The sequence below is a fragment of the Lysinibacillus sp. SGAir0095 genome (assembly GCF_005491425.1).
Lineage (GTDB): Bacteria > Bacillota > Bacilli > Bacillales_A > Planococcaceae > Ureibacillus.
Map to the genome: position 1 here is coordinate 829,810 of NZ_CP028083.1, position 16,804 is coordinate 846,613.

General features: G+C 38.3%; 19 protein-coding genes. All 19 read left to right on the forward strand.

Translation table 11 applies throughout. The annotated features are described in order from the left end of the window. Nucleotides 1–16 precede the first annotated feature (16 nt). The 19 genes from prfA (at nt 17) to atpG (ending at nt 16,792) form a co-directional block, all read left to right on the forward strand. Nucleotides 17–1,093, forward strand: a complete 1,077-nt coding sequence (gene prfA / locus C1N55_RS04190) for a peptide chain release factor 1 (RefSeq protein ID WP_137727644.1) — start codon at nt 17–19, stop codon at nt 1,091–1,093. After that, nucleotides 1,083–1,943, forward strand: coding sequence for a peptide chain release factor N(5)-glutamine methyltransferase (prmC, locus tag C1N55_RS04195; protein WP_137727645.1), 861 nt, complete (start codon nt 1,083–1,085; stop codon nt 1,941–1,943). Before prfA ends, prmC begins: the two co-directional genes overlap by 11 nt. 44 nt (nt 1,944–1,987) lie before the next feature. Further along, nucleotides 1,988–2,608: a stage II sporulation protein R gene (locus C1N55_RS04200; RefSeq protein ID WP_137727646.1), complete on the forward strand. Its 621-nt coding sequence runs from the start codon at nt 1,988–1,990 to the stop codon at nt 2,606–2,608. Between the two features lie 100 nt (nt 2,609–2,708). After that, a complete protein-coding gene (locus C1N55_RS04205; RefSeq protein WP_137727647.1) occupies nt 2,709–3,743 on the forward strand; it encodes an L-threonylcarbamoyladenylate synthase in 1,035 nt (344 codons plus the stop codon). Nucleotides 3,744–3,969: 226 nt separating this feature from the next. Then, complete coding sequence (locus C1N55_RS04210) at nt 3,970–4,476, forward strand: manganese efflux pump MntP (protein WP_137727648.1); 507 nt, start codon at nt 3,970–3,972, stop codon at nt 4,474–4,476. 23 nt (nt 4,477–4,499) lie between these two features. Then, nucleotides 4,500–4,949: a low molecular weight protein arginine phosphatase gene (locus C1N55_RS04215; protein ID WP_137727649.1), complete on the forward strand. Its 450-nt coding sequence runs from the start codon at nt 4,500–4,502 to the stop codon at nt 4,947–4,949. After that, the gene (locus tag C1N55_RS04220) at nt 4,949–6,241 is read left to right on the forward strand and encodes a methyl-accepting chemotaxis protein (protein ID WP_137727650.1); all 1,293 of its coding nucleotides are present in this window, start codon (nt 4,949–4,951) and stop codon (nt 6,239–6,241) included. Before C1N55_RS04215 ends, C1N55_RS04220 begins: the two co-directional genes overlap by 1 nt. Before the next feature lie 312 nt (nt 6,242–6,553). Further along, a complete protein-coding gene (gene rpiB / locus C1N55_RS04225; RefSeq protein WP_137727651.1) occupies nt 6,554–6,991 on the forward strand; it encodes a ribose 5-phosphate isomerase B in 438 nt (145 codons plus the stop codon). Nucleotides 6,992–7,001: 10 nt separating this feature from the next. Then, nucleotides 7,002–7,559, forward strand: a complete 558-nt coding sequence (locus C1N55_RS04230; RefSeq protein ID WP_137727652.1) for a TIGR01440 family protein — start codon at nt 7,002–7,004, stop codon at nt 7,557–7,559. Between the two features lie 118 nt (nt 7,560–7,677). Next, nucleotides 7,678–8,937: a serine hydroxymethyltransferase gene (gene glyA, locus C1N55_RS04235; RefSeq protein ID WP_137727653.1), complete on the forward strand. Its 1,260-nt coding sequence runs from the start codon at nt 7,678–7,680 to the stop codon at nt 8,935–8,937. A 332-nt stretch (nt 8,938–9,269) separates the two neighbouring features. Next, on the forward strand, nt 9,270–9,899 hold the full coding sequence (upp, locus tag C1N55_RS04240; protein WP_137727654.1) for a uracil phosphoribosyltransferase: 630 nt from the start codon (nt 9,270–9,272) through the stop codon (nt 9,897–9,899). 136 nt (nt 9,900–10,035) lie between these two features. Further along, nucleotides 10,036–11,157 carry a non-hydrolyzing UDP-N-acetylglucosamine 2-epimerase gene (wecB, locus tag C1N55_RS04245; protein ID WP_137727655.1) on the forward strand — a complete coding sequence of 374 codons (1,122 nt, stop codon included), beginning with the start codon at nt 10,036–10,038 and terminating at the stop codon, nt 11,155–11,157. A 520-nt stretch (nt 11,158–11,677) separates the two neighbouring features. Beyond that, nucleotides 11,678–12,049, forward strand: coding sequence for an ATP synthase subunit I (locus tag C1N55_RS04250; protein WP_137727656.1), 372 nt, complete (start codon nt 11,678–11,680; stop codon nt 12,047–12,049). Between the two features lie 30 nt (nt 12,050–12,079). Continuing rightward, nucleotides 12,080–12,793: a F0F1 ATP synthase subunit A gene (atpB, locus tag C1N55_RS04255; RefSeq protein WP_137727657.1), complete on the forward strand. Its 714-nt coding sequence runs from the start codon at nt 12,080–12,082 to the stop codon at nt 12,791–12,793. Nucleotides 12,794–12,868: 75 nt separating this feature from the next. Beyond that, the gene (gene atpE / locus C1N55_RS04260) at nt 12,869–13,081 is read left to right on the forward strand and encodes a F0F1 ATP synthase subunit C (protein ID WP_036200106.1); all 213 of its coding nucleotides are present in this window, start codon (nt 12,869–12,871) and stop codon (nt 13,079–13,081) included. A gap of 203 nt (nt 13,082–13,284) precedes the next feature. After that, nucleotides 13,285–13,806 carry a F0F1 ATP synthase subunit B gene (gene atpF / locus C1N55_RS04265; RefSeq protein ID WP_137727658.1) on the forward strand — a complete coding sequence of 174 codons (522 nt, stop codon included), beginning with the start codon at nt 13,285–13,287 and terminating at the stop codon, nt 13,804–13,806. After that, nucleotides 13,803–14,336 (forward strand): F0F1 ATP synthase subunit delta, encoded by a 534-nt coding sequence (locus tag C1N55_RS04270; RefSeq protein ID WP_137727659.1) that lies wholly within the window; start codon nt 13,803–13,805, stop codon nt 14,334–14,336. The genes atpF and C1N55_RS04270 overlap by 4 nt, the downstream gene beginning before the upstream one ends. A 27-nt stretch (nt 14,337–14,363) precedes the next feature. Then, the gene (atpA, locus tag C1N55_RS04275) at nt 14,364–15,872 is read left to right on the forward strand and encodes a F0F1 ATP synthase subunit alpha (RefSeq protein WP_137727660.1); all 1,509 of its coding nucleotides are present in this window, start codon (nt 14,364–14,366) and stop codon (nt 15,870–15,872) included. 56 nt (nt 15,873–15,928) lie between these two features. Then, a complete protein-coding gene (gene atpG, locus C1N55_RS04280) occupies nt 15,929–16,792 on the forward strand; it encodes an ATP synthase F1 subunit gamma (protein WP_137727661.1) in 864 nt (287 codons plus the stop codon). The last annotated feature ends 12 nt before the right edge of the window (nt 16,793–16,804 follow it).

Below are 16,804 nucleotides of genomic sequence, written 5' to 3' on the forward strand. Positions count from 1 at the left end.
AATTAGAGGTGAACCCATGTTTGATCGATTACAAGCGGTTGAAGACCGTTATGAAAGATTAAATGAACTCCTTAGCGATCCAGATATCGTTAGTGATAGCAAAAAGCTTCGCGAATATTCAAAAGAGCAGTCGGATATTCAAGAAATGGTAGAAGTCTACCGAGAATATAAAGATGTAAAACAACAGCTAGTCGACACAAAGGAAATGCTGGATAACGAAAAAGATCCAGAAATGCATGAAATGGTAAAAGAAGAATTTAATGAACTAAATAGTCGCATTCCTGAACTTGAAGAGCGTTTGAGAATTCTGCTGATTCCAAAAGACCCGAACGATGATAAAAACGTAATCATGGAGATTCGTGGAGCAGCAGGTGGAGACGAGGCGAATATTTTTGCCGGGGATTTATTCCGTATGTATACGCGCTATGCTGAAACACAGGGCTGGAAAATTGATATTATGGAAGCTACACCAAATGCAATGGGTGGCTACAAAGAAGTCATTTTCATGATCAATGGCCAAGGTGCTTATTCAAAATTCAAGTACGAAAACGGCGCTCACCGAGTTCAGCGTGTCCCTGCAACAGAGTCACAAGGTCGTATCCATACTTCTACCGCAACGGTTGCATGTTTACCAGAAGTAGAAGAAGTAGATGTTGAAATTCACGAAAAAGATATTCGTGTGGATACTTTTGCATCGTCTGGTGCAGGTGGGCAATCCGTAAATACAACGATGTCAGCTGTTCGTATGACCCATCTTCCAACAGGTGTTGTTGTTTCGATGCAGGATGAGCGTTCTCAGATCAAAAACCGTGAAAAAGCAATGAAGATCTTGCGTGCTCGTGTTGCAGATATGTATATGCAAGAAGCACAAAAGGAAATTGATGCTACTCGTAAATCGGCAGTTGGAACAGGTGATCGTTCTGAACGTATTCGCACATACAACTATCCACAAAATCGTGTCACAGACCACCGCATTGGTTTAACTCTTCAAAAACTTGATATTATCATGGAAGGCAAGCTCGATGAAATCATCGATGCATTAATGCTGGAAGAGCAAGCTTCAAAACTTGCACACTTAAACGATGAAGCATAAAACAATTTTTGAGGCCCTTAATTGGGCTTCTTCTTTTTTAGTAGACAAAGGTCGTGACGAAAATGCTGCGAGATTGCTTATGCAGCACATTTATGCAATGAATTACTCGGGTTTGATGATGCGAATGCACGATGCTATAGATGAAGAAAAGTGGAATCAATTTCAAAAAGATGTTGAGGAACATGCGAAGGGTCGCCCAGTACAATATATAACAGGCGTTGAAGAGTTTTATGGCAGAACTTTTCGTGTCGATGAATCGGTGTTAATTCCTCGTCCAGAAACAGAGGAGTTAATTTTAGGAACAATCGAGCGTATGAAAAAACTTTTCGGAGATGGAACTGAGCTCAAGCTTGCAGATATTGGAACGGGCAGTGGAGCCATAGCAATTACCATGAAAAAAGAATGGCCAACTGCAGAAGTGGTTGCAACAGATATCTCTGAGGCAGCACTCGAAACTGCAAAAATGAATGCACGGCAGCTTCAGGCGAATATCGAATTCCGTTTAGGAGATTTAACTGCACCTCTTGAAGAAGAAAAATGGGACGTTATTTTATCAAATCCGCCGTATATTGCATTTGATGAGGCTAAAGAAATGTCAGAAATTGTATTGGATCATGAACCCCATTCGGCACTTTTTGCTGATGAAGATGGGTTAATCCTTTACAGAAAACTTGCTGAACAATTACCGAATCTAGTGAAAAAGCCTGCTTTAATAGGTGTTGAAATTGGTTATACACAGGGTGAAGCTGTGGCGAATTTCTTCAAATCTACTTTTCCGCAGGGGAAAATTGATATCGTAAAAGATATAAATCAAAAAAATCGAATAGTTTTTTGTGAAATCAATGTATAAAAATCTCTCTTCCAGCCAATTATGATGTCAGGGAGGGATTTAATATGTTAAACGATTACGAGATTACAAGAGTTGAGAATACAAATGCCATTCATCCAATAGTAAGTCTATTAAAACTAGTAGCTATTGCAGTAGCCATTGTTTGCTCTATTATTTTGGTACCCAATGTGATTGAACAAGTCTATGAAACTAGAAGTAATTTAGTGGATGATAGTTTGAAAATTCGAGTAGTGGCAAATAGTAATACCGATGCCGATCAACAACTAAAAACAGAAATGGTGGAAAACCTAACGCCATTTTTTACACAAATTCAAAAAAATGAACAATCGAATCTTGAAAATGATGAGGTTTATGCAGAGCTTGCAACTTACGTCGAAAAAAATTATGCGAGTGAAGATGTAAAAATCAATATTGGGGAAAACTTAATACCACCTAAATTAGAATCAAATATGTTTTATCCACAATATCACTATAACTCACTGGTGCTAACTATTGGTGAAGGACGTGGGGATAATTGGTGGTGCACGATCTTCTCAAATGTTTGCGAGCGTTCTGCTGATAAGGATAAAGAAAAAGAAGAAGCTAAAAAAACAGATGAGGAAGAAGAGGAAAAACCAAAAGTAACCTTTGTTGTTTGGGAATGGGTGAAAAAACTATTTGCGTAAAAGTTATTAACAATATTCTGAAAGTTATGCACATTTGATTGGACATATCCACATAATGGTCTTAGGCGACTGCAAAAAATATAGAAAAGGAGGAGGTATAATGGAAACAATTCGAATGCTTGTGGATAATAATTTAAATAGTGAGAAAAGTTATGCACAAGCGGTGGATTTATTAAATAATGGGGAAGTTGTAGCATTTCCAACTGAGACGGTTTATGGTCTTGGAGCTGACGCGACGAATGATGTAGCGGTAAAAAAGATATTTGAAGCAAAAGGCCGCCCTTCTGACAACCCATTAATTGTACATATTGGAACAAGAGAAGAAGTTTCGAATTATATAGAAGAAATTCCCGAAATTGCGGTGAAGCTAATGGATACTTTCTGGCCAGGACCATTAACTGTCATAATGAAAGCAAAAAAAGGCTTACTAGCCAAGAGCGTTACTGCTGGTTTAACTACAGTAGGGATGCGTATGCCAGATCATGAAGTTGCCTTAGAATTACTTAGAAAGCTGAAAAAACCTGTGGCGGCTCCTAGTGCGAATCGAAGTGGGAAACCAAGCCCTACAAAAGCTATTCATGTCGAAGAAGATCTCAAAGGGAGTATCCCATTAATCTTAGATGGTGGGGCTACTGGAATTGGAATTGAATCGACAGTGCTTGATGTGACGGTAAATCCGCCAGTAATCCTGCGACCAGGAGGAGTAACGAAGGAAATGCTGGAAGAAGTAATCGGGGATGTAATCCTTCCGACGAAATCACAGGAAAAGCTGGAGTCAACACCAAAAGCACCAGGTATGAAATACACACATTATGCACCGAACGCACCTGTCTATCTAGTCGAAAGTAATCCAGCAGTAGTAAGTGACGCCATAAAAAGACTTAAAACGGAAGGTCAAAAGATCGCTCTTCTTGCACCAATCTCCTTTGAAAAGCTGGGGGCAGACTATTTCTTCCCTTACGGAGTTGAGGGAGACAAAGAAATGATGAGCACGAAATTATATGACGACCTAAGAGCTTGCGATAAAACAGAAGCCACAATAATATTAGCCACTACAACCACTACAGAAGGTGTAGGAGCAGCCATCATGAATCGCTTAGAAAAAGCAGCAGGTGGAAAGTGGTATAACAAGTAGAATATGTAAAGCTTCACTTTTGTTTCTAACAAAAGTGAAGCTTTTTTTCGAGATGAGCTATGTCAATGTCGACAGGAAATTATCGAACTTAATTTAGTATCGAAATATAATTATTTTACTAATAGTGGACTTTTAAAACTTAATAAAAGAGCAACATGAATCCATTGATAATGGCGGAGGGCGAGGCATATGATAGTAGAAAACTTATAAAGGAAAGAGGACTATTTTGGAAGAAATACTTATGGGACTTATTGTAGCACTCGATGTAGTGGCACTTTATTTGCTGCTGCCGGATGTAAAACAGCGTTTCCTCCTTTCAATATGGACAGCCCTTCTACATATGATATTTCCAATTGTTGGTTTTACGGTAGGTAGTTGGATGGTGAGCATCCTATTACAATGGTCTAATTTAGTTTCGAGTATTTTGCTATTTTCAATTGGCTTACAGTTGATACTTTCGACAAGAAATCGACAAACAATTGCGATTCCTATCACAATTTTAGCAATAACAGCAAGTTTAGACACCTTTTCAGTAAGCATATCTTTTGGTATGCTAAATTTACAAAAGTATTTATTTATATTCAGTGCAGGACTATGGACCTTTATGCTTTCTTACATTTCCTTATATATCGCAAAAAAGCGCCTGAAATTTAAAGGAGATGGGCTAAAATGGTTGGCAGGAAGTGCACTAATTATCATCGGTATCTATTCATTTATTTATCATATCGAATAACCTAAAAGAAAGAGTGGACGCACGTGAATATTTATTTCATTTGTACTGGCAATACTTGTAGAAGTCCTATGGCAGAAGCTATTTTACGACATAAAAAACTTGATGGGGTACAGGTTAAATCAGCAGGTATATATGCAATGGAAGGAGGAGAGATTTCAGAAAATGCAAAGGCAGTACTCGCACAAGAACAAATAGACTTTAGTCATATTACGTCCCAAGTGAAGCAAGAGGATATTGAGTGGGCAGATTTAATTTTAACAATGACCTTAGCTCACAAAAATATGATTTTGCATTCATTCCCAAATACACAAGGCAAAACCTTTACATTAAAAGAATATGTGGTTCCTTTTAGCTCAAAGGATGTATCGGATCCATTTGGTGGAGATATCGCAACTTATAAACAAACTTATCTAGAATTAAATCGATTAATAGACGAATTACTTATGAAATTTTCTGGAGGTAGCACCAAATAATGAAAAATAAAACATTTAGCTTACGCAAAAAATTAGTTTTATTTGTAGGTATTTTAGCTTTCGTTACGTATTCAACAAGTTTTGTATTTATACACTATCTTCACCCAATGTTCTTCTCACAGTTTATCGAAAATCAGAGAGTCTTTGAAATTCTTACATATGTTCTAGGAATCACTTGGTCTTGTATCTTAGCTGGTATTTTCAGTGGCATTTTAGTAAAACCATTGCAACAGCTTGAAAAATCAGCAACGCTAGTAGCAGAAGGGAAAATTGGACAGGATGTCGATGTGCCAAAATCTCGTGATGAAATCGCTTCTGTTGCTGAAGCATTCCAGCTGATGGTGACAAATCTTCGACAAATGGTAGAAAGCATTGAAGGCAACTTCAATAAAACAAATGAAGTAATTATTGAACTTTCCGAGCAAACATCATCTGCTTCACGTAAAGCAGAAGGAATTGCCCAGACGGTTAGCCAAATTTCTCAGGGGGCAGAAGGTTCTGCAGTTGCAGTGCAGGATACTGTCGAAGCGATTGAAGATGTACGTCAATTAGCATCGGAAGTAAATACGCGTGCGCTTAATTCAGCAAATCAATCAAAGCAAATTATTCATAACCTACAAACAACAACGGATTCAATACAAGGGTTAGTTAATAGCATCCAACAAATTGCGCAAGGAAACGAAAAAGCTCTTGGCAATATTCATCAGCTTGAAAAAAATGCCGAACAAATCGAACGCATCATCGGATTGGTTGGGGACATTGCGGCACAAACAAACCTTTTAGCTTTAAATGCTTCTATAGAAGCGGCACGTGCTGGAGAACATGGAAAAGGCTTTGCGGTTGTTGCAGAAGAAGTACGTAGTTTAGCAGATGAAAGTGCAAAAGCTGTTCAAGGCATTACGAGCCTGATACAAACAATGCAAGAAAACGTATCGATTGTTGTTAAGCAAATGAACGAACAGGTAAGCTTTGCGGTAAATGAATCTTCAAAGGTTTCTGAAACGACCGAAACAGTAGAAGGTATGGCTTTAAGTGTACGTGAAATGGCAGATGCAGTGGTGACGATTTCGCAACTTGTTGAAAAACAAATGGTGAATATTGAAACAACAGCACGTCAATCTCAAGAAGTAGCAGCCATCGCGCAACAAACTTCTGCTGGTGCTCAGGAAGTACGGGGATCAACAGAAGAGCAAGCCTATGCAATCGAACAGGTCGAAAATCTTTCAAAAGACCTCAAGCGCCAATCTGAACAACTATATAAAATGATCCAACAATTCGATCGCACAAATTAATCTTAAAAATCCTCATGCACTGGCATGAGGATTTTTTGTTCAATGGAAATTGTGTGAAAATTGTTTGTGTACCTGGTACGTAAAATATTCAGAATTGTGTGTGTACCTGGTACACACACAAATTTCGCTCATACACGAATTATCCAGAAAAAAAAGTATAAGAATTATACTAAAATATGAACGAAATCTCGTTTGTTATATGGAATATTCGTATTTTGATCAAAAGATTATGTGAATGTTTACAAAATACATGTAAATCTTTCGCGATTAGTGGTAAACTGTACATGACAATACACACTAGGAGGGTACGTAGTGAAAATTGCAATTTCTTCAGACCACGGTGGGAATAACTTACGAAAAGAAATTATGACACTATTAGATGAACAAAACATTAGCTATCAGGATTTTGGTCCACAATCTAGTGATTCTGTCGATTATCCTGATTTTGCAAAACCAGTAGCTGATGGAGTAGCAAATGGCGAATTTGATCGTGGAATTTTAATTTGTGGAACTGGCATTGGTATGTCAATTGCTGCAAATAAGGTTAAAGGGATTCGTTGTGCACTTGTTCATGATGTATTCAGTGCTAAAGCAACTCGTTGCCACAATGATTCAAATATTTTAGCTATGGGTGAACGCGTGATCGGACCAGGGCTAGCAGTTGAAATCGTTAATGCATGGTTAGGCACTGAGTTTGAAGGTGGCCGTCATACACGCCGAATTGAAAAAATTACAGAGCTTGAAGGGTAAGTGACTAGCGATGGTTTCATTTCAACAGGTTCAATCACAATTGTCGCAGTTGCTAAATGAATTAGAACAACAGGTAAGTTTTTTGCCAAAGCAGTTATTTGTCATCGGCTGCTCGACATCTGAAATTGCAGGTTCTCGAATTGGAACTTCAGGTGCTGTTGAGATAGCAGAAGTACTATATGAAGAGTTTTCAAAATTTGCCCAAAAGCACGGTATTTATCTAGTCTTTCAAGGCTGTGAGCATATAAACCGCGCACTAACAATGGAAGCTGAAGCAGCACAATTATATTCATTGGAACCGGTAACGGTTATTCCTGTAAAACATGCAGGCGGTTCAATGTCTGCCCATGCCTATACAAAATTTAAAAATCCAGTTGTTGTGGAGCAAGTACGTGCACACAGTGGGATTGATATCGGGCAAACAATCATTGGGATGCATCTAAAAGAAGTGGTGATACCAGTTCGAACATCCATCCGCCAAATTGGGGAAGCAATTGTAACTATAGCAACAACTCGTCCGAAATTAATCGGAGGCGAAAGAGCAGTCTATATTAGAACAGTTGAATAGCTTATAGAAAAATAGAAGAATCAGAGAAGTTTGAAAAGGTAAAATGAATTTGGGAAAAAAATCCGAAAATAGGATTTTTCATTAATAAAAATGAAAGAATTTTAGGGGGATTTAGACAATGGCTTATGAAAAAGTTGCAGCACAAGATAAAGCGGTATTAGAAGGTATTTTAGCAGAGAAAAAACGTCAACAAGCAAACATCGAGTTAATCGCATCAGAAAATATCGTTACTGAAGCAGTAATGGAAGCACAAGGATCAGTATTAACAAACAAATATGCTGAAGGTTACCCAGGTAGACGCTACTATGGTGGCTGTGAGCATGTAGACGTTGTTGAAGATATTGCTCGTGACCGTGTAAAACAGATTTTTGGCGCTGAATATGCAAACGTTCAACCGCACTCTGGTGCACAAGCTAATATGGCTGTATACTTCACAGTTCTTGAACCAGGCGATACAGTCCTAGGTATGAACCTTTCACACGGCGGGCACTTAACACATGGCTCTCCTGTAAACTTCTCTGGTGTTCAATATAAATTTGTAGAGTATGGTGTAACTAAAGATACGCATGTAATCGACTATGAAGATGTCCGTGCAAAAGCTTTAGAACATAAGCCAAAGCTTATCGTTGCTGGTGCTTCTGCATACCCACGTGAAATCGACTTTAAGAAATTCCGTGAAATTGCAGATGAAGTAGGCGCATACTTCATGGTAGATATGGCTCATATCGCTGGTCTTGTAGCTACTGGTGAACATCAATCTCCAGTACCTTACGCAGATTTCGTTACCTCAACAACACATAAAACATTACGTGGTCCACGTGGAGGGTTAATTTTAACTTCTGAAGAATGGGGTAAAAAGATTGATAAATCCGTATTCCCTGGAATTCAAGGTGGCCCATTAATGCACGTAATCGCTGCAAAAGCTGTTGCATTTGGTGAAGCGTTACAACCAGAATTCAAAGAATACGCTAAACAAATAAAAGCTAACGCGAAAGCACTTGCTGAAACTTTACAAGCGGAAGGCCTAGAATTAGTATCTGGTGGAACGGATAACCATTTATTATTAGTAAACGTAAAATCAGTAGGGTTGACTGGTAAAGTCGCTGAGAAAGTACTTGATGAAGTAGGACTTACAACTAATAAAAACACAATCCCTTACGATGAAGAAAAACCATTCGTAACTTCTGGAATCCGTCTTGGTACAGCAGCTGTAACTAGCCGTGGCTTCAAAGAAGAAGATTTAAAAGAAGTTGGTTTAATCATTGCCAAACTTCTTAAAAACCCAGAAGATGAAGCAGTAAAACAAGAAGCAACAGATCGCGTAAAAGTTTTAACTGACAAATACCCAATCTACGAAGAGTTAGTAACAAATATTTAATCCCAAAAGCTGGTGAGGATCTTCCTCGCTAGCTTTTTTAACTGGAGTGAGAGAGCATCGGAGAAAGATAGATATTCACCAGAATCCACCCTGAATTTCACTTAGTTTTTAATTTTGTCAAACGTCGATTATGTAAATAAGTCGTCCCTAAATTTATAAACGACATAAAGAACCAATTAAAATTTCACAAATGGCATCGAACTTCCAAAAAGCTATTCGACATATTGTTTTATGTTATGACTTTTTTTGATATACTAGGCTAGATAAAGTGAAACTGCATTTAGCTGGGGAAGGTCTCACTAAATGCCAGGTTACAAAAGGAGCGAAACCAATTGAGCAAAGTATATGTATTTGATCACCCATTAATCCAACATAAGTTAACTTATATTCGTGATAAAAACACGGGAACAAAAGAATTTCGTGAACTTGTTGATGAAGTAGCAACGTTAATGGCATTTGAAATCACTCGTGATATGCCTCTAGAGGAAATCGAAATTGATACACCAGTAACTACAGCTAAAACTAAAGTTCTTTCTGGTAAAAAAATTGCGATCGTTCCAATCTTGCGTGCAGGAATCGGGATGGTTGACGGTGTACTAAAACTAATCCCAGCTGCAAAAGTTGGTCATATCGGGTTATACCGTGATCCAGAAACTTTAAAACCAGTTGAATACTACGCTAAACTTCCAGCTGATGTGGAAGAACGCGATTTCATCATCGTTGACCCAATGCTTGCAACAGGTGGTTCAGCAGTCGAAGCCATTAATTCACTAAAAACTCGTGGTGCTAAAAACATTAAATTCATGTGCTTAATTGCAGCTCCAGAAGGTGTACAAGCCATCCAAGAATCACATCCAGATGTGGACATTTATATCGCGGCTCTTGATGAAAAATTAAACGACCATGGATATATTGTTCCTGGACTAGGTGATGCTGGGGACCGTTTATTTGGTACTAAATAATAAGTTGGCTTACCAAAAAATCGATTAGCCAACACACAATGGCCAACCGATACATTATATAATGCGTTAACATTAAAATACGACCTCCTTTATGATAGGGAGGTCGTTCAAAACTTTTAAGGACGGTGCAATTCAATTGATTAACAAATTGAAGGTAATGACGATTTTTGGAACAAGACCCGAAGCTATTAAGATGGCGCCACTTGTTTTAGAATTACAAAAGTATCCGGAAAAAATTGAGTCGATTGTGACAGTAACTGCACAACATCGTCAAATGCTAGACCAAGTATTGGAGACATTTAATATTACGCCTGACTACGATTTAAATATTATGAAGGATCGCCAAACTTTGATAGATGTTACAACGAACGCACTCCATGGTTTAGACCGTGTCATGAAGGAAGCAAAGCCCGACATTGTTTTGGTACATGGAGATACAACAACTACCTTTGTAGGAAGTCTGGCGGCATTTTACAATCAAATCGCGATTGGACATGTGGAGGCTGGATTACGTACAGGAAACAAGTATTCCCCGTACCCAGAAGAAATGAATCGCCAGCTTACAGGTGTAATGGCGGATTTGCATTTTTCTCCAACTGAGGTCTCTAAAGAAAACTTATTAAAAGAAAATAAACAAGAGCAAGCTATTTTTGTTACAGGAAATACAGCAATTGATGCATTAAAAACAACTGTTAGTGAAAACTATAGCCATCCGGTTTTAGAAAAAATAGGAGACAATCGCGTGATTCTTCTAACTGCACATCGCAGAGAAAACTTAGGGCAACCAATGCGTAATATGTTCAAGGCGATTAAAAGACTATTAGCCGAACATGAAGATGTGCAAGTAGTATATCCTGTTCATTTAAATCCGGCGGTTCGAGAAGTTGCGGATGAAGTACTAGGCAATGATCCTCGTATTCATTTAATCGAGCCTTTAGAGGTTTTTGACTTCCATAACTTTGCAGCGCGTTCCTTTATGATCTTAACGGATTCTGGCGGTGTACAAGAAGAAGCACCTTCACTTGGTAAGCCTGTTTTAGTATTACGTGATACAACAGAACGTCCAGAAGGAATTGCAGCTGGTACATTAAAACTAGCAGGTACAGAGGAAGAAACAATTTATAAACTTGCCAAAGAATTATTAGAAGACAGTAATGCATATGAAAAAATGGCACATGCCTCGAACCCGTATGGTGATGGCCATGCTTCTAAAAGGATTGTCGAAGCATTGATTAGTTTCTTTGAAAAAAGTAAATAATAAGGTGCATTAAAGAAATGTATTAATAAAAGACTTTTTCTGGTAAATAAATGATAAAAAACCTATTTATATTAGGTGAAAGATATAGTATTCCCCATTTTAGCTATTTCTTAAACACAAATTTGTCAAGAATTTGACAATATTTCAGTAGTTGTGAAGTTTTTCACCTGAACTAATTGACATCAAATTACCCCTATTGTATGCTTACAAAGGGTAAGAATGATAAGGGTTTCAAGTCAAGATTTGACCCCGAAACACTTGTTATATCAAGTTTCTACTAGATTGACAGTTGAAACTAATCAATGTCAATTTGCAACGTTTTCAGGCGTCTGGAATTTGTGTATTTACTGTAAAGAAAGCTTAGTATGATAGAAAATTCTCATTTAAACGAGGATTTATTACTATTTTCTTATCTTTTTCGACATTTGTTGAAAAACATGTAAAGCAATGCAACGCTTGATTCCATAAGTAGAGGACGATTTGAACATTACTCGAAAAAGATTTGGGAGATAAATTGCCAATGCTAGATTTGCATCACATTTTCGCTATGCAGAAGAAAGCGTTATTTTTTTTGCTCGCTCTTTGTGCATTAGGATGGGGATTTACCTCGAACCCTACTGTTTTTGCTGGTATTGCTGTCGGTGCTTGCTTTGGTACATATAACTTTTGGATTCTTGTTCGAAGAATGGACAAGTTTGATCGTTCCATAAGTGAAGGAAAAAAAACAGTATCACTCGGTTCAGCTTTACGCTTTGGATCAGGTATTGCAGCAGTCGCAATCGCAATTACGTTGCCACAATATTTTCATTTAATTAGCACAGTGATAGGGCTAATGGTTCCATACGTTTTCCTATTTATAGGAGTAATCGTATCGTCGGTAAGAAACAAATAACGTAACAAAGAAAGTGAGGTGAATGCAAGAATGGATCATTTGGCTCCAGAACTAGAGTTGGGCTTTTTAACTTTCAACTTATCCACAGTCTTAACGCTTTTAGTTACAGCAATTATCGTATTTTTAATCGCGTTTATTGCTACACGCAATCTAAAGCTTAAACCAACTGGTATGCAAAATTTCATGGAATGGGTGATGGATTTCGTTAAAGGAATCATCAAAAACAACATGGATTGGAAAACAGGTGGTCGATTCCACGTTTTAGGTATTACCCTTATTATGTTTATCGCCGTAGCAAACTTGCTTGGTCTTCCACTTGGAGGTATTGTAATTAACGGTGAACTATGGTGGAAATCGCCAACAGCTGATCCAACAGTTACATTGACGTTAGCATCTATGGTTACGATACTAGCTACTTATTATGGTATCAAAATGCGTGGTACTAAGCATTATTTCGGGACTTTCGTCCAACCAATGTCATTTTTATTACCGTTAAAAATTATCGAGGAATTTGCTAACACATTAACGTTAGGTCTTCGTCTTTACGGTAACATCTACGCTGGTGAGATTTTACTTACTTTAATAGCAGGTATTGCCGGTACAAGCATATTAGGATTCTTCGGTGGTTTAATCCCAGGATTAGCATGGATAGGATTCTCGATCTTCATTGGCTTTATCCAAGCCTTCATCTTCACAATGTTAACAATGGTTTACTTATCTCACAAAGTGAGTGCAGACCATTAATATAAAGCTTTTAGTGTAAAACATTAGATGCTTAAAACAAAAAAATAATATACAATTCCAAGGAGGAAATATTCAATGGGTTTATTAGCAGCAGCAATCGCAATCGGTTTAGGTGCACTTGGTGCAGGTATTGGTAACGGTCTTATCGTTTCACGTACAGTAGAAGGTATCGCTCGTCAACCAGAGGCTCGTGGCGTTCTTCAAACTACAATGTTCATCGGGGTAGCATTAGTTGAGGCCCTACCGATCATCGCAGTAGTAGTAGCATTCATCGTAATGAACCGATAATTATCGGATTCAAAACACATGTGGCGAAGATGATTCCCAAGAAGAAACTTCGCCATTCCTTTTGTAAAAATGCAGGTCTTATTTAAATTGAATGTAAAGAAGTACAAAACATAGATTTTATGAAATGTTTCGAGCAGTCTTAATAGACGAACTTATTCGGAACTATATAATTTTTGATAGCTCTTGAAGGGAGTGAAACAATCGTGAATTTGGATTACCTAGTACTAGGTGCTGGTGCCCACGGCTTTAATGGTGGGGACGTTTTAGCAACACTTATTATTTTCCTAGTTTTAATGTTACTTCTAAAAAAATTCGCTTGGGGTCCTTTAATGGGCATTATGCAACAACGTGAAGAGTTAGTAGCAGGAGAAATCGAAGCAGCTGAAAACGCTCGCATCGAATCTGCAAAAGCTTTAGAAGAGCAAAAAGCTCTTTTAAAAGAAGCTCGCACGGAAGCACAAGCAATTATTGAAAGTGCTAAAAAACAAGGCGAAGTTCAACGTGATGAAATTATCACTGCGGCTCGTACTGAAGCTAATCGCTTAAAAGACTCAGCTGTTCGTGAAATCGAGACTGAGAAAGAAAAAGCAATCGCTGCGGTTCGTGATGAAGTCGTTTCATTATCAGTTCTTGCTGCATCTAAAGTTCTTGGGAAAGAAATTTCTGAAGAGGACAATAGCGCATTAATTAAAGAAACGATTGCGAAGGCAGGCGAGGCGAAATGAGTTCGACAATAGCTAATCGTTATGCTGAAGCTTTGTTTCAACTAGCATTAGAAAAACAGGTTGTTGCGGAAGTTAACGCTGATTTAGAAGAGTTAGTGAAAGGAATCGAAACAACTCCTGAGTTAGTTTCACTACTTACAACTCCTAAATTCTCAATCGATCGTAAAAAGCAAATTGTAGCTGAAGTTTTTGCTAATGCAAATCCAATCGTGGTAAATACGCTTGTACTTCTTATCGAGAAAAAGCGTTTTAATGAGATTGGAAATTTAGCGGAAAGCTTTAAACAATTAGCAGCAGAAGCACAAGGTTCTGCTGAAGCAACAGTTTTCTCTACTCGTGCACTTACTGATTCAGAAAAAGATGAAATTTCTTCTTCTTTCGGTAAATTAGTGGGCAAAGAAAAACTTACTATTACAAACGTAATCGAACCATCAATTCTTGGTGGAGTTCGTGTTCAAATCGGCAACTACATTTTCGATAACACTGTAGCTAGCAAGCTAGAGAATCTTAAACGTACGTTAGTTGGTTAATTATAAGAAATGTGAGAGGTGACATTCATGGGCATCAAGGCTGAAGAAATCAGCGTGCTGATAAAAAAGCAGATTGAAAACTATCAATCTGATCTAGAAGTAAGCGAAGTTGGTACTGTAATCACAGTTGGTGACGGTATTGCTCGTGCTCATGGCCTCGACAACTGCATGGCCGGAGAATTATTAGAGTTCTCTAATGGTGTAATGGGTATGGCTCAAAACCTTGAAGAAGGTAACGTTGGTATCGTTATCTTAGGTAACTACCTAGGCATTAAAGAAGGCGATGAAGTACGTCGAACTGGCCGTATTATGGAAGTACCAGTTGGTGAAGAACTAATTGGTCGCGTTGTTAACCCACTTGGTCAACCAGTGGATGGACAAGGCCCAATCAATACTACAAAAACTCGTCCAATCGAAAGCCCAGCTTTCGGTGTAATGGCTCGTAAATCTGTACACGAACCATTACAAACTGGTATCAAAGCGATTGACGCTCTTGTACCAATCGGTCGTGGTCAACGTGAGTTAATCATCGGTGACCGTCAAATCGGTAAAACTTCAATTGCAATTGACACAATCCTTAACCAAGCAGACCAAGATATGATCTGTATCTATGTTGCGATTGGTCAAAAAGAATCAACTGTTCGTGGTGTTGTTGAAACATTACGTAAGAATGGTGCATTAGATTACACAATCGTAGTAACTGCATCTGCTTCTCAACCAGCTCCATTATTATACCTAGCTCCTTATGCTGGTGTATCTATGGCTGAAGAGTTCATGTTACAAGGTAAACACGTATTAATCGTATATGATGATTTATCTAAACAAGCAGCAGCTTACCGTGAGCTTTCATTATTATTACGTCGTCCTCCAGGTCGTGAAGCTTACCCAGGTGACGTATTCTACTTACACAGTCGTTTATTAGAACGTGCTGCGAAATTAAACGAAACATACAAAAATGGTTCAATTACAGCACTTCCATTCGTTGAGACTCAAGCTGGGGATATCTCTGCATACATCCCAACTAACGTTATCTCAATCACTGATGGACAAATCTTCTTACAAGCAGACCTATTCCACTCAGGTGTACGTCCAGCGATCAACGCCGGTCTTTCTGTATCACGTGTAGGTGGTTCTGCTCAAATCAAAGCGATGAAAAAAGTTGCTGGTACACTACGTCTTGACTTAGCTGCTTACCGTGAGCTTGAATCATTCGCACAATTTGGTTCTGACTTAGATAAAGCAACTCTTGCTAAACTTGAGCGTGGTAAACGTACGGTTGAAGTTCTTAAACAAGACCTTAACAAACCAATCAAAGTTGAAAAGCAAGTAACAATTCTTTACGCTTTAACTCGTGGTTTCCTAGATGATATTCCTGTACAAGATATCGTTCGTTTCGAAGCTGAATTATACAGCTGGTTAGATGTAAACCACACAAACGTTTTAGATCATATTCGCACTACTAAAGAACTTGCATCTGATGCTGAAATGGCAGCTGCTCTTAACGAGTTCAAAAAGACTTTTGCTAAATCAGAATAAGTTTAAACAAGTACAATGTGTTCTGTGATTAAAAACGAAAAGGTGGTGAAATACCAGTGGCAAACTTACGTGAAATAAAAACGCGTATTACTTCAACAAAGAAAACGAGTCAAATGACGAAAGCCATGCAAATGGTTTCTGCTTCTAAAAGTAAACGTGCAGAGTCAAATGCAAAGAAATATGTTCCTTACATGGAAAAAGTACAAGACGTGGTTGCTGCAATTGCTTCAGGTGCAACTGATGCATCGCATCCAATGTTAGTATCTCGTCCAGTTAAGAAAACGGCTTATCTTGTAATTGGTTCCGACCGTGGTCTTGCAGGTGCTTATAACTCAAGCATCTTACGTCAATTAGAACGTACTTTAAAAGAACGTCATAAGTCAAAAGACGAATACGTGATTTTTGCAGTCGGTCGTGTTGCTCGTGATTATTTCGTAAAACGTGAATTCAACGTATTAGATAGTATTGTTGGTTTACCGGACCAACCTTCATTCTCTGACGTGAAACAAATCGCTCGTAAAGCTGTTGGTATGTTCGCTGAAGGTACATATGATGAACTTTATATGTACTATAACCACTTTGTCAGTGTTATTTCACAAGAAGTTACTGAGAAAAAGGTATTACCTATCACTGATTTAGCTCCAGCTTCAGAAGGCGTAACTGCTTCTTATGAATTCGAACCATCAGGTGATGCAATTCTAGAAGTATTACTTCCACAATACGCTGAAAGCCTAATTTATGGTGCTTTATTAGATGGTAAAGCTAGTGAACATGCTGCTCGTATGACAGCGATGAAAACAGCAACTGATAACGCTAACGATATTGTTAGAGAATTATCACTTGTATATAACCGTGCGCGTCAAGCGGCGATTACACAAGAAATTACAGAAATCGTTGGTGGAGCTGCAGCCCTAGAATAGGCTGCACTTTCC